This window comes from Enterobacter genomosp. S (assembly GCF_001631805.1).
Lineage (GTDB): Bacteria > Pseudomonadota > Gammaproteobacteria > Enterobacterales > Enterobacteriaceae > Enterobacter > Enterobacter quasihormaechei.
Genome location: NZ_LVVA01000001.1, coordinates 439,600 through 462,152, shown reverse-complemented (window position 1 = coordinate 462,152; position 22,553 = coordinate 439,600). Strand labels below are relative to the sequence as shown.

Here is a 22,553-nt window from a genome sequence, read left to right as displayed (position 1 = left end):
CCCCAGAGGGGCGAGGGGACAGTACGGTGCAGTTGTAGGCCCGGTAAGGCGAAGCCGCCACCGGGCAAAAAGGCTAGCGGTGCAACTTCCCGTGATCCCGTAACCATGCCGCCGTACGCACAATCCCTTCATCCAGCGCCACAATCGGCTTGTACCCCAGTTCGTTCTCCGCGCGTGAGATGTCCAGCGTAAAATCAAAGTTGAGCTTCGACACGCCGTAATGGGTCAACGCAGGCTCCTTCGCTGATTTACTGCCAAAGCGCTCCATGCTGCGGGCAATCATGTCCAGCATCGGGTAAGGCACGGAACGAATACGGCAGTCGATTTTCAGCTCGTCAATCAGCCTTTGCACAATACTGCGCAGGGTGCAGGGTTCGCCGTTGGTGATGTTATACGCGCGGCCCGACACCAGCTTATCGCAGTCCGGCTGGCTCGCCAGCCACATGGCGTGAACGGCGTTCTCGTAATAGGTCATGTCCACCAGCGCATCGCCGCCGCGCGGTAAGAGCACGCTGCCGTAGTGGTGCATCATCTGTGCCAGTCGCGGGATGAATACTTTGTCGTGCGGCCCGAACAGGCTCTGCGGACGCAGCACGGTAAAGCGGGTGTGCGGGTTTGACTGGGCCAGCAGGTCGATTACCTCTTCGCTGGCCGCCTTGCTGCGGGCAAACTCACAGGCAAAGCGCGCCGGGCGGAAATCTTCCTGCACGTCACGATGGTGGTGATAGTCAAAATAGAGCGACGGGGAGGAGATATGAATAAAGTTACGCACGCCCCAGGCGACGGCCCATTCGCCCAGACGGCGCGTGGCGCGCACGTTCGCGAGATCGAAGGCTTCCTGGGTCCCCCATGGGGAGGTAAAACTGGAGCAGTGCCACAGCGTATCGATACCGGCGAGCATCACCTTAGCCTGAGAGGAGACCAGCTCCGTCAGGTCGGCATGGACAAATTCAGCGCCCATTTTTTGCAGGAGCTTGCCCATCGCCTCGTTGCGACCGGTGGCCCTCACGCTGATGCCTTTGTTGCGCAGAAACTCGACCGCATTTCGGCCTAAGCCGCTGGTCGCCCCGGTAACCAGTACCTTCATAACAATCCACTGTGTTGAAAAGAATTTCGTGCGCATTCTTTCGTGAATTACGATGTGTTGCAATGGGAAAGGTGAAAGAAAAAGGGTTTTATTTACTTACCTTCCCGCTTTTCTTCTGCCAGTTGCGCAATCCGTTTCGCCATTCCGCGGAAGATAAACAGGTGTGCCGGGATCATCAGCAGCCAGTAGAACAGGCCCGGCATCCCGTGCGGGTGCCACCACGCCCGAACGTCCAGTTCACGGTGGTCGCCGTGGTCCTTAAGCGTGAAGCAGAGCCGCCCCAGCCCCGGCGCCTTCATGCCAAACAGCAGTGCCAGCTGTTTTTCTGGCTCAACGATGATCACCTTCCAGCTGTCGACCGTATCGCCCACGTTCAGATACGGGGCGGCAGGGCGGCCTTTTGCCAGCCGGTGACCCACCAGCAGATCCAGCGCGCCGCGCGTCTGCCAGAGGATATTGCCGAAGAAATAACGCTCTTTGCCGCCGATCTGGTTCACCACGTCCCACAGCGCGCTAAGGCTGGCCGAGGTTTTTACCGTACAGCCCGCCTGTTTCGGGTAATAGCCGTATTCGGGTCGCCAGCGGGCAAAGGCCTGCGCGTCGTAGCCCCAGTCGCTGGAGTTCACCAGCTTCTCTTCTTCTTTCAGCGTATGGCGCACCGCGTCGTCAAAGCGGATCAGTTCCTGAGGGATTAAGGCCCGCAGCTCGCGATCGTCTGCCAGCAGATCGTGCTTCAGTCCCTGGATCAGCGCCTTCGCGGTTGTCGGAGGAACCGAGGTTATAACGTTTAAAAACCACACCGAGATCCAGCGGGTCGGGAAGGGGATGGGCACCAGCCAGCGTTTGCGGCCGCTCACCCGCATAAAATGTTCGAACTGCTCCTGATAACTCAGCACCTCCGGGCCTGCCGCCTCCAGCACGCGGTGTTGCTCCGCCGGGTGATCCAACAATGCCACCAGATAGTGGAGCAAATTCTCCAGCGCAATGGGCGTGGTGCGCGAGCGTACCCAGCGCGGCGGCGTCAGCACCGGCAGGTTGTAGACCATATCGCGCATCACCTCGAAGGCGGCGGAACCCGCGCCGACGATGATCCCGGCCCGTAGCTCGGTAACGGAAATATTGGCGCCGCGCAGCGTGTCCGCCGTCAGCTGGCGGGCGCGCAGGTGATCGGACTGCTCGTTCTCAGGTGCCTGGAGCGAGCTTAAAAAAATCACCTGCTTCACCGGCGTTTGCAGCAGCGCGTCGCGGACGTTCATCGCCACCTGACGCTCGTGGGCGATAAAATCCCCGCCTTCGCCCATGCTGTGCACCAGGTAGTAAAGCGTGTCCACCCCTTCCAGCAGCGCGGGAAGCGCCTTCGGCCAGCTAAGGTCAAGGTGGTGACAGGTTACGCCGGGCAAATGGAGCTTTTGCAGGCGCTCAGTGTTGCGTGCCGCTGCCAGTACCTGATGCCCCTGCTGGCTTAACGCAGTGGTCAGATGCTGACCGATATACCCGCTGGCACCAAGCACCAGAATACGTTGCGGCACGGTATGCTCCTTAACGCTGTAAAAACGCCTGCCAGTGTTTCACCACGTCAGTTAACTGCTCGCGGTTAACGTCAAGATGCATCACCAGACGCACGACCGGAGAGGCGTTGATCAGCACGCCGCGCGCTTTCATAAACTCGCCCAGCGCAGCGTGTTCATCGCCGACGCGGACAAACAGCATGTTAGTGTCGTGACGCATCACGTCAGCGCCTATCTCGCGCAGCTGTGCCGCCATCCACGCAGCATTGTCGTGATCGTCTTTCAGGCGCGCCACGTTATTTTTCAGCGCGTACAGTCCGGCAGCCGCCAGGATCCCCGCCTGACGCATCCCGCCGCCGGTCATTTTGCGCCAGCGGTTGGCGCGCTTGATGTAATCTGCGCTGCCGACCAGCAGCGAACCCACCGGCGTACCCAGCCCTTTTGAGAGGCAAATGGTGAAGGAGTCGCAATATTGGGTGATGTCCTTCAGCTCACAGCCATACTCCACCACGGCATTAAAGATGCGCGCGCCGTCCACGTGCAGGCCGAGATTGCGCTCGCGAGTGAATTCCCACGCCGCTTTCAGGTACTCGCGGGGCAGGACCTTGCCGTTGTGGGTATTTTCCAGACTGAGCAGCTTTGTGCGGGCGAAGTGAATATCGTCGGCTTTGATTTTCGCCGCGACCTTATCCAGCGGCAGCGAGCCATCCGGCGCGGCATCGATCGGCTGCGGCTGGATGCTGCCAAGCACCGCCGCGCCGCCGGCTTCGTACAGGTAGTTATGCGCGCCCTGGCCGACAATATACTCTTCCCCGCGCTCGCAGTGGCTGAGCAGCGCCACCAGGTTAGCCTGGGTGCCGGTGGGCAGGAAGAGGGCGGCCTCTTTGCCGCCAAGTTCGGCGGCATAGCGTTGCAGTTCGTTGACCGTCGGGTCATCGCCGTAGACGTCGTCCCCGACCGGGGCGGCCATCATCTCTTCGAGCATGGCGCGACCCGGGCGGGTAACGGTATCACTACGTAAATCAATCATTTCACATCCCTTTAATTTAAGAGGTCATGTGAAATGTTTTACCTGAGCCAGTTGGTTTTTGCCAGTTCGATCACCTCGTCCCCGCGCCCGCTGATGATGGCGCGCAGCATGTAGAGGCTGAAACCTTTGGCCTGTTCCAGCTTGATTTGCGGCGGGATCGCCAGCTCTTCTTTAGCCACCACCACATCCACCAGCACCGGGCCGTCGATGGAGAAGGCGCGTTGCAGGGCATCGTCCACCTCTGAGGCTTTCTCCACCCGAATGCCGGTGATGCCGCAGGCTTCGGCAATACGGGCGAAATTAGTGTCGTGTAGCTCGGTACCGTCCGTGAGGTAGCCTCCGGCCTTCATCTCCATCGCCACGAAGCCCAGCACGCTGTTGTTAAAGACCACGATTTTCAGCGGAAGCTTCATCTGCGCCACCGACAGGAAATCCCCCATCAGCATGCTGAAGCCGCCGTCGCCGCACATCGCTACCACCTGACGTTCAGGTGCCGTTGCTTTTGCGCCCAACGCCTGCGGCATGGCGTTCGCCATCGAGCCGTGGTTGAACGAGCCAAGCAGGCGACGCTTACCGTTCATCTTCAGGTAGCGTGCGGCCCAGACGGTGGGCGTACCCACATCGCAGGTGAAAATGGCATCCTCGTCGGCGAAGTGACTGATCTGCTGCGCCAGATACTGCGGGTGAATGGCTTTCTCGCTCGGTTTGGCGAGGTCGTCCAGTCCCTTGCGCGCATCGCGATAATCGCTCAGGGCTTTATCGAGGAATTTGCGGTCCGTTTTCTCTTCCAGCAGCGGCAGCAGGGCGGCGAGGGTGGATTTAATATCGCCGATAAGCGCCATATCCACCTTGCTGTGCGCGCCGATACTGCCAGGGTTAATGTCGATCTGAATAATTTTGGCGTCCGTCGGGTAGAACGCGCGGTACGGGAACTGGGTGCCGAGTAGGATCAGCGTGTCGGCGTTCATCATGGTATGGAAGCCGCTGGAAAAACCGATCAGCCCGGTCATGCCGACGTCGTACGGGTTATCGTACTCAACGTGCTCTTTCCCGCGGAGGGCGTGGACGATTGGCGCCTTCAGCTTAGCGGCAAATTCCACCAGCTCATTATGCGCACCGGCACAGCCGCTGCCGCACATCAGGGCGATATTGCTGGAGTATCGCAGCAGCTGCGCCAGCTTTTTCAGCTCTTCTTCAGCGGGGGTGACGGTCGGCTGCGGCGCCGAGTACCAATGAGTGGTGGCGGTTTCAGGTGCGGCCTTCAGTGCCACGTCGCCCGGCAGAACGACCACAGAAACCCCACGATTCAGGACCGCCTTACGCATGGCTATCGCCAGCACCTGCGGGATCTGCTCCGGCGAGGAGACCAGCTCGCAGTAGTGGCTGCATTCACGGAACAGCTCCTGGGGATGCGTCTCCTGAAAATAGCCGCTGCCGATTTCGGATGACGGAATGTGTGCGGCAATCGCCAGCACCGGCACATGGTTGCGGTGACAGTCGAAAAGACCGTTGATAAGGTGAAGGTTTCCTGGCCCGCAGGAGCCGGCACAGACGGCAAGTTCGCCCGTAAGCTGCGCTTCGGCGCCCGCGGCAAAGGCGGCGACCTCTTCATGGCGGGTGGGCATCCATTCAATGGTCTTCATCTTGTTAAGGCTGTCGCTGAGTCCGTTCAGCGAATCGCCGGTGACGCCCCAGATACGCTTTACGCCAGCCTGCTCAAGGGTTTTCGCTATGTATGCAGCCACGGTTTGTTTCATGGTTGTCCTTCTCCTTTATGTGATATCGCTTACAAGCTTAGAAGAAAGTGACTGTATTGCCCGTCAAATCCCCCCATTTAAAAGGTGCTTTTCACGCGCCACGCTTCGGCATAATCTGGTGATATCTCAGTGAAAACAGGCATAATTTCAAATGGTTAAATCATTGTTAATTGCTGTTAATGAAAAGCTATCGTGCGACGATCTTGGCAAACTCTTGTTACGACTTGCCGTCGGTGGGCTGATGCTTTTTCACGGTTTACATAAGCTGTTTGGTGGCGTGGGATTTATCAGCGGCATGCTGGTAGAGAAAGGGCTACCGGGATTTATTGCCTACGGCGTGTTGATTGGCGAAGTGGTGGCACCGATCCTGATTATTGTCGGGCTCTTTACGCGCCCGGCCGCGCTGGTGCTGGCGTTTACGATGATCGTGGCATGGCTGATGGTGGGAATGGGCGAAACGTTCGCGCTCGATAAGGTTGGGGCATGGGCGATTGAAAGCCTGGTTTACTTCTTTGTTGGCTCGCTGGCGGTGGCGTGTTTAGGGGCAGGGCGGTTTGCGTTAGGGAAAGCGCCTGCGTGGCAATAAAGCTGGGTACTGAAAATCTAAGGGTCTCTGGACCCTTTTTTATTGGTGGTTTTTAAGTGTTTGATTTTATTAAGCGGAATTATTTGTGATGAAAAAAGGGTTTAAGGGGTATTTTTTAGGGGAATTCTTTATCTGACAAGGTGATAGGTGTAGATTGTTCCAGTTCACTGCCGTACAGGCAGCTTAGAAAACAATATAAATTTGCACCGCAACATTGCTGGTGTTCACTGCCGTACAGGCAGCTTAGAAACAGCACGCCGCCGCCAATCTTCGTAAACGCTGCGTTCACTGCCGTACAGGCAGCTTAGAAAGGATGCCACCCGGAACTCAGTGATGCTCTAAGGTTCACTGCCGTACAGGCAGCTTAGAAAGTCCACAAATCCCAGGGACTTACCTGTGATCGGTTCACTGCCGTACAGGCAGCTTAGAAAATGCTGGCGCTGTTTATCACGCAGATCATCTAGTTCACTGCCGTACAGGCAGCTTAGAAAAATGAACAGGGGCTGGCTGGCGAGTTTTACACGTTCACTGCCGTACAGGCAGCTTAGAAAATAAGCAATGCGGAAATTGTTTGCGATGGTACGTTCACTGCCGTACAGGCAGCTTAGAAAGGTATATCCACCGGCTTGCCGGCAAAGAGTGAGTTCACTGCCGTACAGGCAGCTTAGAAAACAACCAGCGCCGCAATTGCCGCAATGACCAGGTTCACTGCCGTACAGGCAGCTTAGAAATTAACGGAACATGGTATAACGCAGGAGTGGCGGTTCACTGCCGTACAGGCAGCTTAGAAACACCAGCCGTGCGTTGTGAGTGTGCGCGTCCTGGTTCACTGCCGTACAGGCAGCTTAGAAAACTGAAGCGGAGACCCAAAAGACTGTAGCTGAGTTCACTGCCGTACAGGCAGCTTAGAAATTTGACTTCTGCTACTGATTTGCCGTTATTGAGTTCACTGCCGTACAGGCAGCTTAGAAAGCTCTGGCGAGGCCTTGAATTAAGCGTATTTCGTTCACTGCCGTACAGGCAGCTTAGAAACATGTAGGTTGTTTGCGTATCACGCCTTCATAGTTCACTGCCGTACAGGCAGCTTAGAAAGCGAGGATAAAAGCGGTCCAGACCTGGTCAGCGTTCACTGCCGTACAGGCAGCTTAGAAATTAGAGGGCTTGTTACAGAAAACAGCGCGGAAGTTCACTGCCGTACAGGCAGCTTAGAAACTGAGCCACGCGGCCACCGGCACGAAAATCAAGTTCACTGCCGTACAGGCAGCTTAGAAAACGAAAGCCAGCGACGGAACGCTTAAGGCTGCGTTCACTGCCGTACAGGCAGCTTAGAAAAAGCTGGAGCAGGACCAGGGCCGCAAGCTGAAGTTCACTGCCGTACAGGCAGCTTAGAAAATCAAGCGTGAGCATAAACGCCGGAGCAATCTGTTCACTGCCGTACAGGCAGCTTAGAAAAAGTACACATCAATAGGTGTTATCAACACGCTGTTCACTGCCGTACAGGCAGCATGCACAACGTAGGCCGGGTAAACGCAGTGCCACCCGGCAAAAAAGCCCGGTGGCGCTAGCGCTTACCGGGCCTACGAGCGAACGTTTATCGCTTATGCGAGCACCATATCCCCCTGCGGGTGACACGAACACGCCAGCACGTAACCCTCGGCAATTTCTGCGTCGGTCAGCGTCATGGTGCTGGTGACGGTGTACTCACCGGAAACCACTTTGGTCTTGCAGCATCCGCATACCCCAGCGCGACAGGCTGCCGCTACCGGCACGTTGTTGCTTTCCAGCGCTTCAAGCAGCGTGGTGCCCACGCGGCCAAAGAAGGTCTGCGCCGGTTGTAGCTTCGTGAACTTCATCCCGCTGGTCGCCGCTGCCGCCACGGGCGTGAAGAACTGCTCTTTGAAGAAGCGGGTCACGCCCAGCGCTTTCACTTCTTTCTCCACACTCTCCATGTACGGCGCCGGGCCACAGGTCATCACGGTACGGTTCGCAATGTCCGGCACGCTTTGCAGTAATTCGCGGCTCAGGCGGCCCGGAATAAACCCGTGCGTGGCATTGTTCTCCGCGACCAGCGTCACCGGATAGTTGCGCCATTCTTCGGCAAAAATCACATCTTCCGGGGAGCGCACGCTGAAGATCGCCTGCACGTCGGCCTGCGGACGGTATTTCGCCAGCCAGCGACGCATGGACATAATCGGCGTCACGCCACAGCCCGCCGCCAGCAGCAGGAATTTATCTTCCGTCTTATCGTCACAGGTGAACTCGCCCTGCGCGTCAGACAGCCAGATATAATCCCCGCGCTTCACGTCACGGGTCAGCCACTGGGAGCCTGCACCGTCATCAATGCGGCGGACGGTGAGCGTAATGTATTCGCTCACGCCCGGCGTTGAGGAGATCGTGTAGGCGCGCAGGGTGTCCGCCGAATTGCGGACGCTGACCAGCGCATACTGACCTGCGCGGTACGGGTAGTAGTCATGGCACAGCAGCGACAGCGTCCACACATCCGGCGTCTCCTGATGGATGTGATGCACCTGCATCCGCCACGGACATTGTGAGGTTGGCATGGTCATGAATTACTCCTTACGCGCTCAGCAGCTGTTTCATATCATCTTCAACATTGGTCACGGAACGCAGACCAAATTTCTCGTTCAGGATGGCCAGCAGGTCCGGCGTCAGGAAGCCTGGCGCGGTCGGGCCGGTGACGATGTTGGTCACGCCGAGAGAAAGCAGGGTCAACAGAATGACGATCGCTTTCTGCTCGAACCAGGAGAGCACCAGCGACAGCGGCAGATCGTTCACGCCGCAGCCGAGTTTTTCCGCCAGCGTGACCGCCAGAATGATGGCCGAGTAAGCATCATTGCACTGGCCTGCATCAATCAGGCGCGGCAGGCCTTCGATGTTGCCGAAGTCCAGCTTGTTGAAACGGTATTTACCGCACGCCAGGGTCAGGATCAGGCAATCATCCGGCACGCTGGTGGCGAAATCGGTGAAGTAGTTACGCTCGCCGCGCGCGCCGTCGCATCCGCCCACGAGGAAGATGTGGCGCAGCTTTTCACGGCTGACGAGGTCAATCAGAGAATCTGCCGCACCCAGCAGCGTTTCGCGACCGAAGCCAACGGTGATCAGATGTTCGATTTCGCTGTACGGGAAGCCCGCCATCTGCTGCGCCTGGGCAATAACCGGACCGAAATCATCGCCTTCAAGGTGGCTCACGCCCGGCCAGCCGACGATGCTGCGGGTCCAGATGCGGTCGTCATACGCGCCCACGGTAGGGTCGATGATGCAGTTTGAGGTCATCACGATAGGGCCAGGGAAGCGGGCGAACTCTACCTGCTGATTCTGCCAGCCGCTGCCGTAGTTACCCACCAGATGCCTGAACTTGCGCAGTTCCGGGTAGCCGTGGGCGGGCAGCATTTCGCCGTGGGTATAGACGTTAACGCCGGTGCCTTCGGTCTGCTTCAGCAGGTTGTAGAGATCTTTCAGGTCGTGGCCGGAAATCAGGATGCATTTGCCTTCGGTCGCTTTGACGTTGACCTGCGTCGGGGTTGGGTGGCCGTAGGTGCTGGTTTCACCGGCATCCAGAATGCTCATGACCTTGAAGTTCATCTGGCCGATTTCCATTGCGCATTCGAGCAGGGCGTTCATGTCGGAAGGCCAGGTGCCAAGCCACGCCATGATTTTGTGGTACTGGGCGTAAATGTCGTTGTCGTACTGACCAAGCACGTGCGCGTGTTCCATATAGGCCGCTGCACCTTTCAGGCCGTACAGGCACAGCAGACGCAGGCCGAGGATGTTCTCGCCAATCGCCGCTTTGTCCTTATTGGGGGTAAATTCTGCTGCCTGGCGCTGTAGCTCGCCCAGGTCGTCGCTCACCAGCTGAAGCTCCGCCATTGGGTTGTCCACGCGGGCACTGACATCGGCATTCAGGCACTGCGCTTTCAGAGCTTCACGCAGGGCAATCGCTTCGCGGGCATAGCCCACAATACGTGGAGAATCGAAGTTAACGTTGGTCAGCGTGGAGAAAAATGCGCGCGGCGCAAAGCTGTCGATATAGTGATCGACAATGCCATATTCACGGGCCTTGAAGGCCCAGGCGGACAAGCCTTGTAGCGCCGCAATCAGCAGATCCTGAAGATCGGACGTTTCTGCGGTTTTACCGCACATACCCTGCGCGTAAGAGCAGCCGTTGCCTGCCGGGGTACGGATGGTTTGTTCACATTGCACACAAAACATAATCACACCTGTTAAAGTTATATTTGAGATACATGTTTAAGGTTATGCCTGTGCCACAGCAGAGAAAAGTGCTTTCTTGTACTAAGTGGAGGGTTATTGATTTAGCGCAATTTTGGCGGCAGGGTCACTACCGCCAAAGCAGTATCAGGCTGAGAAAAACGCCATCAGAATGGGCACTAGCAGGCTCAGAATAAAGCCGTGTACGATGGCGGCAGGGACCATCTCCAGCCCCCCCGAGCGCTGTAGCACCGGCAGGGTAAAGTCCATCGAGGTGGCGCCACACAGGCCCAGCGCGGTAGAGCGGCTGCGGCGTACCAGACCGGGGATCAGCATGATGGCTATCAGCTCGCGCGCCAGATCGTTAAAGAAGGCGGCGCTGCCAATGACCGGGCCAAACGATTCGGTCAGCAAAATACCGGAGAGAGAATACCAGCCAAAACCGGATGCCATTGCCAGACTGGTTTTCAGCGGCAGGTCGAGAATAAAGGCGTTAATCACGCCCCCCGCCATTGAGCTGACCACAACGATAACGGCAACAATCATTCCCCTGCGGTTAAGGACAATCTGTTTCAGCGTCATGCCGTTATTGCGCAGCTGGATACCAATCAGGAACAGCAGGAAAATCAGCGTATATTCGCTGGCTTCCGTCGCGTGCTGTAAAAATGCCCATCCGGTTAGCCCCAGTAAAAAACCGAGCACCACAACGCCGCACAGCTTTAATGATTCCAGCGCCATCGCAATTCGGGAGGGAAGCTTTTCCTGATGGTGGTGATTTTTCCAGGGAATAGTGCGTTCCAGCCACAGTAGCGCGGCAATATTGCACAGCAAAATAACCACGACCGTGACCGCAGAATAATGCAGGATGGAAAGTAAATTTGTCGCCAGATTATCCAGGAAGGCCAGGCTGATCCCCATAAAGAAAAGAATGACGTAAACAATCCAGCTGAGAAAACGATTAATAAGCTTTAAGGCCGATTCATGACGCAGCGGAATAAGGTAGCCCAAAATCAGGGGCAGAAGAATGATGAGGAGTCCTGAGAACATGAACAGCCGGTCCTTTTGAGTTTTCGTTAAGCGCCAGTGACACTACCCAATAAAGGCTGTACAGTAAAGCGGCAAAAGAAAGCCGGGTGGCGGCTACGCCTTACCCGGCCTACAAAGTGCACACTCACGTAGGTCGGGTAAGCTTTAGCGCCACCCGACATTACAGGCCGCACTTAATTAATCGCGTTTTTCCAGCAGGGCGCGATACAGCACGCCGCCCAGAATACCGCCGACGATCGGCATCACCCAGAACAGCCACAGCTGCTCAAGCGCCCATCCGCCCTGGAAAATGGCGACGGCGGTGCTGCGCGCCGGGTTTACGGAGGTGTTGGTCACCGGAATGGAGATCAGGTGGATCAGCGTCAGCGCCAGGCCAATCGCGATGGGGGCGAAGCCGGCAGGCGCATATTTGTCTGTCGCGCCGTGGATCACCAGCAGGAAACCTGCGGTGAGGACAATTTCAATCACGATGGCTGACAGCATTGAGTAGCCGCCCGGAGAGTGTTCGCCGAAACCGTTCGCGGCAAAACCGCTGGCCGCTGCGTCAAAGCCCGCTTTACCGCTGGCAATTACGTACAGCACCGCCGCGGCAATAATACCGCCAATAACCTGAGCAATAATATAGCCAATAATGTCTTTCGCCGGGAAACGTCCGCCCGCCCATAAGCCTAACGTAACGGCCGGGTTGAAATGTCCCCCGGAAATATGTCCCACGGCGAAGGCCATCGTTAATACCGTTAAACCGAATGCCAGCGCAACGCCGACAAATCCAATACCTAATTCCGGAAATGCGGCTGCCAGTACTGCGCTACCGCAACCACCAAATACCAGCCAGAATGTACCAAAACATTCTGCCGCTAATTTTCTGAACATAACCACCTCAAAAATAAACCTCCGCACGCAGCTTTGCGCACGGTTTATATCGTCATAAAGGGATGACGACGCAAAGAGCCAGTATTTTGAAACCATCAACTTTCCTTCGCCACTCAAATAAATTCACTAAATTTGATTTAAGGCAATGTGATGTCATTCCTTGTTCAGAACGGAGGGAACCGCGCATGGCCCAATGATTAATCGGGCATATATTCTGCTGTCGTGACAGATAGCCTGCCGCTATACTGCTGATAACGTGAAGGAAAAAGTGGCCGAAATGCGGGGGATGTATGCTACTCGAACGTGTGGAGATTGTCGGGTTCCGCGGGATTAATCGCCTGTCACTACAGCTGGAACAGAACAACGTCCTGATAGGCGAGAATGCCTGGGGTAAATCCAGCCTGCTGGATGCCCTGACGCTGCTGCTTTCGCCCGAAGAGAACTTGTACCACTTCGTTCATGACGACTTCTGGTTTCCGCCGGGGGATGTCAACGGACGTGAAAAACATCTGCATATCATACTGACCTTCCGCGAATCCGAGCCCGGTCGCCATCGCGTGCGCCGTTTTCGTCCGATGTCCCCCTGCTGGGTGCCCTGTGAAGACGGTTTCCACCGTATTTTCTATCGCCTTGAGGGCGAAATGGCGCAAAACGACGGGGTATTAACCCTGCGTGAATTTCTTGATGAGAAGGGAAATCCGATCCCGCTCGAACAGATTGACGATCTTGCCCGGCATCTGATCCGCCTGTCTCCCGTGCTGCGCTTACGTGACGCGCGCTTTATGCGGCGGATCCGTAACGGCACCGTGCCGAATATGCCAGAGGTGGAGGTGACCGCCCGCGAGCTGGATTTTCTCGCCCGGGAACTGGTTTCGCGGCCGCAGAACCTCACCGACGGCCAGATCCGTCAGGGACTTTCTGCCATGGTGCAATTACTGGAGCACTACTTTTCCGAGCAGGGAACGGGGCAGGCACGCCACCGCCTGATGCGCCGCCGCTCGCACGATGAGCAACGAAGCTGGCGCTATCTCGATATCATCAACCGCATGATCGACCGCCCCGGCGGACGGGCGCATCGTGTGATCCTGCTGGGGCTCTTCTCCACGCTTTTACAGGCGAAAGGGACGGTGCGCCTGGATCGGGACGCGCGCCCGCTGCTGCTGGTGGAAGATCCGGAAACGCGTCTGCACCCGATTATGCTTTCCGTGGCGTGGCATCTTCTGAATCTGCTGCCGTTGCAACGTGTCACCACCACGAATTCCGGCGAGCTGCTCTCCCTGACGCCGGTGGAGTACGTCTGCCGCCTGGTGCGTGAATCGTCGCGCGTTACCGCCTACCGGCTCGGGCCCGGCGGGTTAAATGCCGAAGATGGCCGTCGAATTGCGTTTCATATCCGTTTTAACCGCGCCTCTTCCCTGTTTGCCCGCTGCTGGCTGCTGGTGGAAGGGGAAACCGAAACCTGGGTGATAAACGAGCTGGCTCGCCAGTGCGGACACCACTTTGATGCTGAGGGGATCAAGGTGATCGAATTTGCCCAGTCCGGCTTAAAGCCGCTGATCAAATTTGCACGCCGGATGGGGATCGAGTGGCACGTGCTGGTAGACGGCGATGAGGCGGGGAAAAAATACGCGGCGACCGTGCGCAGCCTGCTCAATAACGATCGTGAAGAGGAGCGGGAGCATCTGACCACGCTGCCCGCGATGGACATGGAGCACTTCATGTACCGCCAGGGATTTGACGACGTTTTTCACCGCGTGGCGATGATCCCGGTAGACGTGCCCATGAATATGCGTCGGGTGATTGCCAAAGCCATCCAGCGGTCGTCGAAGCCGGATTTGGCCATTGAAGTGGCGACGGAAGCGGGCAGGCGGGGCGTGGAGTCGGTGCCGACCCTGCTGCGTAAAATGTTCTCCCGCGTGCTCTGGCTGGCGCGCGGGAGGGCAGATTAGCGGGCGGTCGCCTGCGAAACCTGCTGGATCAGGCTATCAAGCAGGGCATAGCGGCGGCGGTATTCGGCCCGTTTTTTACTCGCAATCTCTTCCATCGGTTTACGGGGCATGGTTAAAGGCAGAGCAAAGTGGCCATTCTCCTGCTGCTGTCCGCCAAGAGAGCGCCAGAAGCTGTCGTAGTCAGCCAGCAATTTTCCCTCTTTTTTCTTGCGATAGCGCCAGCTGCGGTAGATGTGGGTGGCGTTGCTCACCGCGAGGATCTGCTCGACCGGGAAAGCGTCTGCCAGCGTCATGACCGCTTCCACCAGCAGACGTTTTGGGAACAGCCCGTGGCAGGCTTTTGTTGCAAGTTGAATGTGCTCGTGCGGGACATGCGCTTTCGCCCCCTGCATTCCGCCGATAAACAGCGTTGTCTTGCCTTCATATTTGCACAGCGTAAAGGTCAGTTCGGCCAGCACCGTGTTCTGGTGGTCGCAAAACGTAAGGGTCGCTTCCCCTTCTTTATCCAGAAACGCATCCGCGCTCAGGCGAATGCTAAACTGCTGCTCCTCTTTGCCCGTTAACGTCACCAGCGTGATGCCCTGGCTGGAGAGGTAGCCGTTCAGCAGCGACGCCGGAAGATGGCGGTTCATCATCTGATAGTGATCGTTCAGTGCCTCCAGCGTATGCTGACGGTCCATGTTGACGGTCAGCCACGGTCGGTGCAGGCGGCACGGCAGGCCGGGCTGTACGCGCAGGAGCTGCATCAGACGGGGCTGTTTAGCAAGGTTTGCGAGCAGGCGCGCAGTGGTCAGAGGCGTTGCCAGCGAGCGCAACATAAACTTACGTCGATAGGCCGGATTTTGCCACGCCAGCCCCGGCGTGAGGGAACCCGATGCCAGGCTTTTGAACAGTTGCCAGCCCGATTTAGGCTGGGGCAGCGTTGAATAGGGTGTATCGACGATGGAAGACATGTTAGATCCTGCTTCTGGTGGAATGTCGCTATTTCAGCAGGCGCTTTATCAACATCGGGTAAACAATTCCCGACGATTACGGGGATCGGGGGTTTCGTTGAGGAGTGGTTTAGATAAAATCAACGTTGATGGTAGCCAGAACAACTATTTGGAATATTTATGAACCTGAAGGGAAAACGCAGAAAGCTGTTTCTGCTGCTGGCGGTAGTGGTGCTGGCGGGCGGATTCTGGTTATGGAAGGTGCTGAACGCGCCGGTACCGCAGTATCAAACGCTGATTGTCCGTCCGGGCGAGCTGCAACAGAACGTGCTGGCGACGGGAAAACTGGATGCTCTGCGTAAAGTTGACGTGGGCGCGCAGGTCAGCGGCCAGCTTAAAACCCTGTCAGTTGAGATTGGCGACAAGGTGAAAAAAGGCCAGCTGCTGGGGGTGATCGATCCTGAGCAGGCGCAAAACCAGATCCGCGAAGTGGAAGCGACGCTGATGGAGCTGCGCGCGCAGCGCGCTCAGGCTCAGGCGGAGCGTAATCTTGCCCAGGTCACCCTGACGCGCCAGCAGGCGCTGGCGAAAACGCAGGCCATCTCGAAACAGGATCTGGACACTGCCGCCACGGAGCTGGCGGTGAAGCAGGCGCAGATTGGCACCATCGATGCGCAGATTAAGCGGAATCAGGCCTCGCTGGATACGGCGAAAACCAATCTCGATTACACGCAAATCGTTGCGCCTATGGCCGGGGAAGTGACGCAGATCACCACCCTGCAAGGCCAGACGGTTATCGCCGCGCAACAGGCGCCGAACATCCTGACCCTGGCGGACATGAGCACCATGCTGGTGAAAGCTCAGGTGTCCGAAGCGGACGTCATTCACCTTAAGCCGGGTCAGAAGGCCTGGTTTACGGTGCTGGGCGATCCGCAAACCCGCTATGAAGGCGTGCTGAAAGATATCCTGCCGACGCCGGAAAAGGTAAACGACGCCATCTTCTACTACGCGCGTTTCGAGGTGCCAAACCCGCAGGGCGTGCTGCGTCTGGACATGACCGCCCAGGTGCATATTCAGCTGACCGGCGTGAAAAACGTGCTGACGGTTCCGCTCTCCGCGCTGGGCGAATCCGCCGGGGATAATCGCTACAAGGTGAAAGTGCTGCGCAACGGCGAAACCCGCGAGCGGGAAGTGGTGATTGGCGCGCGTAACGATACCGACGTGGTGGTGGTGAAAGGGCTGGAAGCGGGTGAGGAAGTGGTCACCAGCGAAAGCCTGCCCGGAGCCGCGCAATGACGGCGCTGCTTGAGCTGAATGACATTCGCCGCAGCTACCCGTCCGGCGACGGGCCGGTGGAGGTGCTGAAGGGCATCTCCCTGCGCGTGGAAGCCGGAGAAATGGTGGCGATTGTCGGGGCGTCGGGCTCGGGTAAATCAACGCTGATGAACATCCTCGGCTGTCTGGATAAACCCACCGGCGGCACCTATCGCGTGGCCGGCATGGACGTGTCCACCCTGGACGGCGACGCGCTGGCGAAGCTGCGCCGCGAACATTTTGGCTTTATCTTCCAGCGCTACCATCTGCTTTCACACCTGAGCGCGGCGCAGAACGTGGAAGTGCCGGCGGTGTATGCGGGCGTGGAGCGGAAAAAACGCCTTGAGCGCGCAAAGGCGCTGTTAACGCGTCTTGGGCTGGCGGAGCGGGTGGATTATCAGCCCTCGCAGCTTTCCGGCGGTCAGCAGCAGCGTGTGAGCATTGCCCGCGCGCTGATGAACGGCGGACAGGTGATCCTCGCCGATGAGCCAACCGGTGCGCTCGACAGCCATTCCGGTGAAGAGGTGATGGCGATCCTCCACCAGCTTCGCGATCAGGGGCACACGGTGATTATCGTCACCCACGATCCGCAGGTGGCGGCACAAGCCGAACGGATCATTGAGATCCGCGACGGGGAGCTTGTCAGCAACCCGCCGCCGCGTCAGTCCAGAGCGGCCGCGCCGAAGGAAGCTTTGCCCGCGTCTGGCGGCTGGGGACAGTTTTCCAGCGGCTTTCGCGAGGCGCTGACCATGGCTTGGCTGGCGATGGCGGCCAATAAAATGCGCACCCTGCTGACCATGCTCGGCATCATCATCGGTATTGCCTCGGTGGTGTCGATTGTGGTGGTGGGCGATGCGGCCAAGCAGCTGGTGCTGGCGGACATTCGCGCCATTGGGACCAACACCATTGACGTTTATCCCGGCAAAGACTTCGGCGACGACGAGCCGCAGTATCAGCAGGCGCTGAAGTATGACGATCTGGCGGCTATTCAGAAGCAGCCGTGGGTCAATTCCGCCACGCCTGCCGTCTCGCAAAATCTGCGTCTGCGCTACGGCAACATTGACGTGGCGGCCAGCGCTAACGGCGTCAGCGGAGATTACTTCAACGTCTACGGCATGACCTTCAGCGAAGGGGCGACCTTTAACGCCGAGCAGTTGGCGGGCAGGGCGCAGGTGGTGGTGCTGGATGCCAACTCGCGCAGGCAGCTCTTCCCCAATAAAACGAACGTAGTAGGCGAAGTGATACTGGTCGGCAACATGCCTGCCACGGTAATTGGCGTGGCGGAAGAGAAGCAGTCGATGTTCGGCAGCAGTAAGATCCTGCGCGTCTGGCTGCCTTACAGCACCATTTCCGGGCGCATTATGGGCCAGTCCTGGCTCAACTCCATCACCGTGCGGGTGAAGGAGGGCTACGACAGCGCGCTGGCGGAACAGCAGCTGGAGCGGCTGTTAACCCTGCGCCACGGGAAGAAGGATTTCTTCACCTGGAACATGGACGGCCTCTTGAAAACGGCGGAAAAGACCACACGTACTCTTCAGCTGTTCCTGACGCTGGTGGCGGTGATTTCGCTGGTCGTCGGCGGGATCGGGGTGATGAACATCATGCTGGTGTCGGTGACGGAGCGTACGCGGGAGATTGGCATCCGCATGGCGGTCGGGGCCAGGGCCAGCGATGTGCTTCAGCAGTTTTTGATTGAAGCGGTGCTGGTCTGCCTGGTGGGCGGTGCGATGGGGATTGCGCTTTCGATGATGATCGCCTTTGCGCTCCAGCTCTTCTTACCCGGCTGGGAGATTGGCTTCTCGCCGATGGCGATCCTGACGGCGTTTTTATGTTCCACCTTCACCGGTATTCTGTTCGGCTGGCTGCCTGCGCGCAACGCGGCGCGGCTGGATCCGGTGGACGCGCTGGCGCGAGAATAACCCGAAAATAAAAATGCCAGCCGATCGGGCTGGCATTTTGCCTGCGGGGTGTACACAATGAATCAGAGAGCTATGCAACCGTTTCTGCTTCAACGGGCACGATAAGACTGGCGTGATTGCCTTTTGGCCCCTGGTGTACATCGAACCGGACGGACTGCCCGGCTTTGAGCGTCCTGTAACCATCCATCTGAATGGTGGAATAGTGAGCGAAGATATCCTCGCCGCCGCCTTCGGGGCAGATGAAGCCAAACCCCTTGGCGTTGTTGAACCACTTAACAGTACCCATTTCCATGCTTCGACATCCTTCGTAAATCTTATAAATTAAGATGGAATGAACCGGTGGTGGAGTGGGGGCTGTTCAAAACCTCGCCAACTCACGCTTGTACAATTTAGAGAATCGGAAGACGCCGTCAAGCGTTTGGCGCTGGAGTTGGGACAATAATCAACCAAAATTTGAGGCAGTTAACGCTATTGCAACAGTTTGTGACAGACATCGCGGATGACAGTAATAGATGATTGTTATCTAACATCTGAGGTAGATTCAAAGTGGTTATGCATCATGGGTAAGACCAACGACTGGCTGGATTTTGACCAGCTGGCGGAAGATAAAGTGCGCGACGCGCTAAAACCGCCATCTATGTATAAAGTTATGTTAATGAACGATGATTACACGCCAATGGAATTTGTTATTGACGTGCTACAAAAGTTCTTTTCTTATGATGTTGAACGTGCAACGCAACTGATGCTTACCGTTCATTATCGTGGCAAAGCGATCTGCGGCATCTTCACTGCCGAAGTCGCGGAGACCAAAGTAGCGATGGTGAACGACTATGCAAGGGAGAACGAGCATCCGTTGCTGTGTACGCTGGAAAAGGCCTGATAAGGCATAAAATTGGGGGAGGTGCCTATGCTCAATCAAGAACTGGAACTCAGTTTAAACATGGCTTTCGCCAGAGCGCGTGAGCACCGACATGAGTTTATGACCGTCGAGCACCTGCTGCTCGCATTGCTTAGCAACCCATCCGCCCGCGAAGCGCTGGAAGCCTGCTCCGTGGATCTGGTGGCGCTACGTCAGGAACTCGAAGCCTTCATCGAACAAACCACACCGGTGCTGCCCGCCAGTGAAGAAGAGCGCGACACGCAGCCGACGCTCAGCTTCCAGCGCGTATTGCAGCGCGCGGTTTTCCACGTCCAGTCTTCCGGACGTAGCGAAGTGACTGGCGCAAATGTCTTAGTCGCCATCTTCAGCGAACAGGAGTCCCAGGCGGCCTACCTGCTGCGTAAACACGAAGTCAGCCGGCTCGACGTGGTCAACTTCATCTCTCACGGAACGCGAAAAGACGAGCCTAACCAGGCGTCAGATCCCAGCGGGCAGATCAACAACAGTGAAGAGCAAGCAGGCGGGGAGGATCGTATGGAAAACTTCACCACCAACCTTAACCAGCTTGCTCGCGTCGGCGGTATCGACCCGCTGATTGGCCGCGACAAAGAGCTGGAGCGTGCCATCCAGGTGCTGTGCCGTCGCCGTAAGAACAACCCGCTGCTGGTGGGGGAATCTGGCGTGGGTAAAACCGCGATTGCCGAAGGGCTTGCCTGGCGCATCGTGCAGGGCGACGTGCCGGAAGTGATCGCTGACTGCACCATCTACTCGCTGGACATCGGTTCGCTGCTGGCGGGCACTAAATACCGCGGTGATTTTGAAAAACGCTTCAAAGCGCTGTTAAAACAGCTGGAGCAGGATACCAACAGCATTCTGTTTATCGATGAGATCCACACCATTATCGGCGCAGGTGCGGCCTCCGGTGGCCAGGTGGATGCGGCTAACCTGATTAAACCGCTGCTCTCCAGCGGCAAGATCCGCGTGATGGGCTCCACGACGTACCAGGAGTTCAGCAACATCTTTGAGAAGGATCGTGCGCTGGCGCGTCGTTTCCAGAAAATCGACGTCACCGAGCCGTCGGTTGACGAAACGGTGCAGATCATCAACGGCCTGAAAACGAAGTACGAAGCGCACCACGACGTGCGTTACACCGCGAAAGCGGTACGTGCGGCGGTGGAGCTGGCGGTGAAATACATCAACGATCGTCATCTGCCGGACAAAGCGATCGACGTGATTGATGAAGCGGGTGCGCGTGCGCGCCTGATGCCGGCCAGCAAGCGTAAGAAAACCGTGAACGTGGCGGATATCGAGTCCGTGGTCGCCCGCATCGCGCGTATTCCTGAGAAAAGCGTTTCTCAGAGCGATCGCGATACGCTGCGCACGCTCGGCAATCGCCTGAAAATGCTGGTCTTTGGTCAGGATAAAGCCATTGAGGCCTTAACCGAAGCGATCAAGATGGCCCGTGCCGGCCTGGGGCATGACCACAAGCCTGTTGGTTCCTTCCTGTTTGCCGGCCCGACCGGCGTGGGGAAAACCGAGGTGACGGTTCAGCTCTCTAAGGCGCTGGGCATCGAGCTGCTGCGCTTTGATATGTCCGAGTATATGGAACGTCACACCGTCAGCCGTTTGATCGGTGCGCCTCCGGGATATGTGGGCTTTGACCAGGGTGGCCTGCTCACTGACGCGGTGATCAAGCATCCGCACGCGGTCCTGCTGCTCGATGAAATCGAGAAAGCGCACCCGGACGTGTTCAACATCCTGTTGCAGGTGATGGACAACGGGACGCTGACCGATAACAACGGGCGCAAGGCGGACTTCCGCAACGTGGTGCTGGTGATGACCACGAACGCCGGGGTACGTGAAACCGAGCGCAAATCCATCGGCCTGATCCACCAGGATAACAGCACCGATGCGATGGAGGAGATCAAGAAGATCTTCACGCCGGAGTTCCGTAACCGTCTGGACAACATTATCTGGTTCGATCACCTGTCTACCGAGGTTATCCATCAGGTCGTAGACAAGTTCATCGTCGAGTTGCAGGTTCAGCTGGATCAGAAAGGCGTCTCGCTGGAAGTGAGCCAGGAGGCCCGCAACTGGCTGGCCGAGAAAGGCTACGACCGCGCGATGGGGGCCCGTCCAATGGCGCGCGTGATTCAGGACAACCTGAAGAAACCGCTGGCGAACGAGCTGCTGTTTGGCTCGCTGGTGGACGGCGGACAGGTGACCGTGGCGCTGGATCAGGCGAAGAACGAACTGACGTACGATTTCCAGAGTGCGGCGAAGCACAAGCCGGAAGCGGCTCACTGATTTCTTACGTAGGTCTAAAAACCGGGCAATAGCCCGGTTTTTTTATGCCTGCCTTTCTCCCTTTCCCTGTGGGAGAGCGGTGGGGTGAGGGCATCAGGCGCAGAGTAATTTTGCGAGGCGCTTTCCAGTTTCGTTCGAAGTTGGTTGCTGGATAAATCCACAGTAATAAAATGGCGGCGCACCTGCAAAATCAGGTGCCGGGATTGGCGTCCTGATTACACACATATGGAAAGATGTTGCTAACGCAACGTCACTTGTTTCGTTCACTCTTTATTTAGCTACGGTATAATCCGTATTTTCAAATATGGTGGGCTGAACCGGGGCTTCTTTTGAAGCGCCGATTTTCCATATGGTCGGTACGCCAAACCGGTTCAGTCTGCCACCCAAAGTTGGCGTTTTTGGTGGCAGTTTTCAGCTTTTAATATGGAAATTATGAATATGGAAAACCAGTCTATCTCCCAGCTCTATAGCGAACTTTCACTCGACCCCGATCTCCCAACTCTTGCCGAACGCTGTAACCTGCTCACTGAAATCCTGCTCGACTGTCATTCGCTCCCACAAACGCAGGCTGTTTGCCGCTGTCTCGGAGCTTATCTGGAAGAGGTAAAATCCGGCCTCACAGAATCCATGCGTGATTTTCAGGTGGTGGAACTTGAGGACGAAGCGGAACAACCGCGACAAAAAGAGTGGCTACTGGAAGATACCGAAACGAAATGTGACTACTGCCGGGCGTTATACCACGTACTGCTGGTATCGCATTTTGATCGCGATATGCTGCCGCATCTTACAGGACTGCTCCATGACATCACGCATTCTATGGCCGCAGATGTTGTTGCGCCTCAACGTGCAGAAACGGTAGTTCACATTATTTCCTGAATGTAGTTTGTGGCGTCCGGGGTAGGCCCCTGACGCCACTGGCTTGACCCTTTTTTTTGAGGATAATGTAAGGTATTGATTTATATGATGCGAATTTACGTTTCAGAAAAAAGGGTTTCATGCGCGAAGATTGATTATTTTCTTTTCTAACAATAAGATGGCTTAGTTTCCTTTCAGTTCACTGCCGTACAGGCAGCTTAGAAATACATCACCGCCCCGAACGGAATCACCCCGGCGTTCACTGCCGTACAGGCAGCTTAG

At 56.9% G+C, this 22,553-nt stretch carries 17 protein-coding genes and 2 CRISPR repeat arrays (1 of these 19 running past the window's edge); of the genes, 7 read left to right on the top strand and 10 right to left on the bottom strand.

Features of this window, described 5'->3' with window-relative positions; translation table 11 throughout:
* Positions 1–73: 73 nt before the first annotated feature.
* From A3466_RS02185 to poxB, 4 genes are all read right to left on the bottom strand, one after another.
* Positions 74–1,087 (bottom strand): NAD-dependent epimerase/dehydratase family protein, encoded by a 1,014-nt coding sequence (locus A3466_RS02185; protein WP_063449460.1) that lies wholly within the window; start codon positions 1,085–1,087, stop codon positions 74–76.
* A 92-nt stretch (positions 1,088–1,179) separates the two neighbouring features.
* Entirely contained in the window at positions 1,180–2,616 is a 1,437-nt protein-coding gene (locus A3466_RS02180) for an SDR family oxidoreductase (RefSeq protein WP_063449200.1), read from the bottom strand.
* 10 nt (positions 2,617–2,626) lie between these two features.
* Positions 2,627–3,625 (bottom strand): low-specificity L-threonine aldolase, encoded by a 999-nt coding sequence (ltaE, locus tag A3466_RS02175; RefSeq protein WP_063449199.1) that lies wholly within the window; start codon positions 3,623–3,625, stop codon positions 2,627–2,629.
* 38 nt (positions 3,626–3,663) lie between these two features.
* Entirely contained in the window at positions 3,664–5,382 is a 1,719-nt protein-coding gene (poxB, locus tag A3466_RS02170; protein ID WP_063449198.1) for a ubiquinone-dependent pyruvate dehydrogenase, read from the bottom strand.
* Between the two features lie 151 nt (positions 5,383–5,533).
* Between poxB and A3466_RS02165 the strand changes: the two genes are divergently transcribed.
* Entirely contained in the window at positions 5,534–5,968 is a 435-nt protein-coding gene (locus A3466_RS02165) for a DoxX family protein (RefSeq protein ID WP_063449197.1), read from the top strand.
* A gap of 162 nt (positions 5,969–6,130) precedes the next feature.
* A CRISPR array of direct repeats spans positions 6,131–7,480; the repeat unit is 28 nt; unit sequence GTTCACTGCCGTACAGGCAGCTTAGAAA.
* Positions 7,481–7,566: 86 nt separating this feature from the next.
* Here A3466_RS02165 and hcr read toward each other — a convergent pair.
* The 4 genes from hcr to aqpZ all read right to left on the bottom strand — a co-directional run bounded on the left by hcr (position 7,567) and on the right by aqpZ (position 12,115).
* Positions 7,567–8,535, bottom strand: a complete 969-nt coding sequence (gene hcr / locus A3466_RS02160) for an NADH oxidoreductase (protein ID WP_063449196.1) — start codon at positions 8,533–8,535, stop codon at positions 7,567–7,569.
* Between the two features lie 10 nt (positions 8,536–8,545).
* Positions 8,546–10,198: a hydroxylamine reductase gene (hcp, locus tag A3466_RS02155; protein ID WP_063449195.1), complete on the bottom strand. Its 1,653-nt coding sequence runs from the start codon at positions 10,196–10,198 to the stop codon at positions 8,546–8,548.
* 144 nt (positions 10,199–10,342) lie between these two features.
* Entirely contained in the window at positions 10,343–11,242 is a 900-nt protein-coding gene (locus A3466_RS02150; RefSeq protein ID WP_063449194.1) for a lysine exporter LysO family protein, read from the bottom strand.
* A 177-nt stretch (positions 11,243–11,419) separates the two neighbouring features.
* The gene (aqpZ, locus tag A3466_RS02145) at positions 11,420–12,115 is read right to left on the bottom strand and encodes an aquaporin Z (RefSeq protein ID WP_063449459.1); all 696 of its coding nucleotides are present in this window, start codon (positions 12,113–12,115) and stop codon (positions 11,420–11,422) included.
* Positions 12,116–12,405: 290 nt separating this feature from the next.
* On the opposite strand from aqpZ, the gene A3466_RS02140 reads away from it, so the two are divergent.
* Complete coding sequence (locus A3466_RS02140) at positions 12,406–14,064, top strand: ATP-dependent endonuclease (RefSeq protein ID WP_063449193.1); 1,659 nt, start codon at positions 12,406–12,408, stop codon at positions 14,062–14,064.
* Here the strand turns inward: A3466_RS02140 and A3466_RS02135 are convergent.
* Positions 14,061–15,017, bottom strand: coding sequence for a VirK/YbjX family protein (locus tag A3466_RS02135; protein WP_063449192.1), 957 nt, complete (start codon positions 15,015–15,017; stop codon positions 14,061–14,063). The two genes, A3466_RS02140 and A3466_RS02135, sit on opposite strands and share 4 nt — an antisense overlap.
* A gap of 159 nt (positions 15,018–15,176) precedes the next feature.
* On the opposite strand from A3466_RS02135, the gene macA reads away from it, so the two are divergent.
* Together macA and macB are read left to right on the top strand one after the other, a co-directional pair.
* Complete coding sequence (gene macA / locus A3466_RS02130; protein ID WP_063449191.1) at positions 15,177–16,292, top strand: macrolide transporter subunit MacA; 1,116 nt, start codon at positions 15,177–15,179, stop codon at positions 16,290–16,292.
* Positions 16,289–18,229 (top strand): macrolide ABC transporter ATP-binding protein/permease MacB, encoded by a 1,941-nt coding sequence (gene macB, locus A3466_RS02125; RefSeq protein ID WP_063449190.1) that lies wholly within the window; start codon positions 16,289–16,291, stop codon positions 18,227–18,229. Before macA ends, macB begins: the two co-directional genes overlap by 4 nt.
* Positions 18,230–18,299: 70 nt before the next feature.
* Here the strand turns inward: macB and cspD are convergent, their stop codons facing one another.
* Positions 18,300–18,521: a cold shock-like protein CspD gene (cspD, locus tag A3466_RS02120; RefSeq protein ID WP_006809408.1), complete on the bottom strand. Its 222-nt coding sequence runs from the start codon at positions 18,519–18,521 to the stop codon at positions 18,300–18,302.
* 267 nt (positions 18,522–18,788) lie between these two features.
* Between cspD and clpS the strand changes: the two genes are divergently transcribed.
* From clpS to A3466_RS02105, 3 genes are all read left to right on the top strand, one after another.
* Complete coding sequence (clpS, locus tag A3466_RS02115) at positions 18,789–19,109, top strand: ATP-dependent Clp protease adapter ClpS (RefSeq protein ID WP_006174393.1); 321 nt, start codon at positions 18,789–18,791, stop codon at positions 19,107–19,109.
* A gap of 27 nt (positions 19,110–19,136) precedes the next feature.
* On the top strand, positions 19,137–21,416 hold the full coding sequence (gene clpA, locus A3466_RS02110) for an ATP-dependent Clp protease ATP-binding subunit ClpA (RefSeq protein WP_063449189.1): 2,280 nt from the start codon (positions 19,137–19,139) through the stop codon (positions 21,414–21,416).
* Positions 21,417–21,848: 432 nt separating this feature from the next.
* The gene (locus A3466_RS02105) at positions 21,849–22,292 is read left to right on the top strand and encodes a hypothetical protein (RefSeq protein WP_063449188.1); all 444 of its coding nucleotides are present in this window, start codon (positions 21,849–21,851) and stop codon (positions 22,290–22,292) included.
* Between the two features lie 176 nt (positions 22,293–22,468).
* Positions 22,469–22,553: a CRISPR direct-repeat array (repeat unit 28 nt; unit sequence GTTCACTGCCGTACAGGCAGCTTAGAAA) (it continues 1,025 nt past the right edge of the window).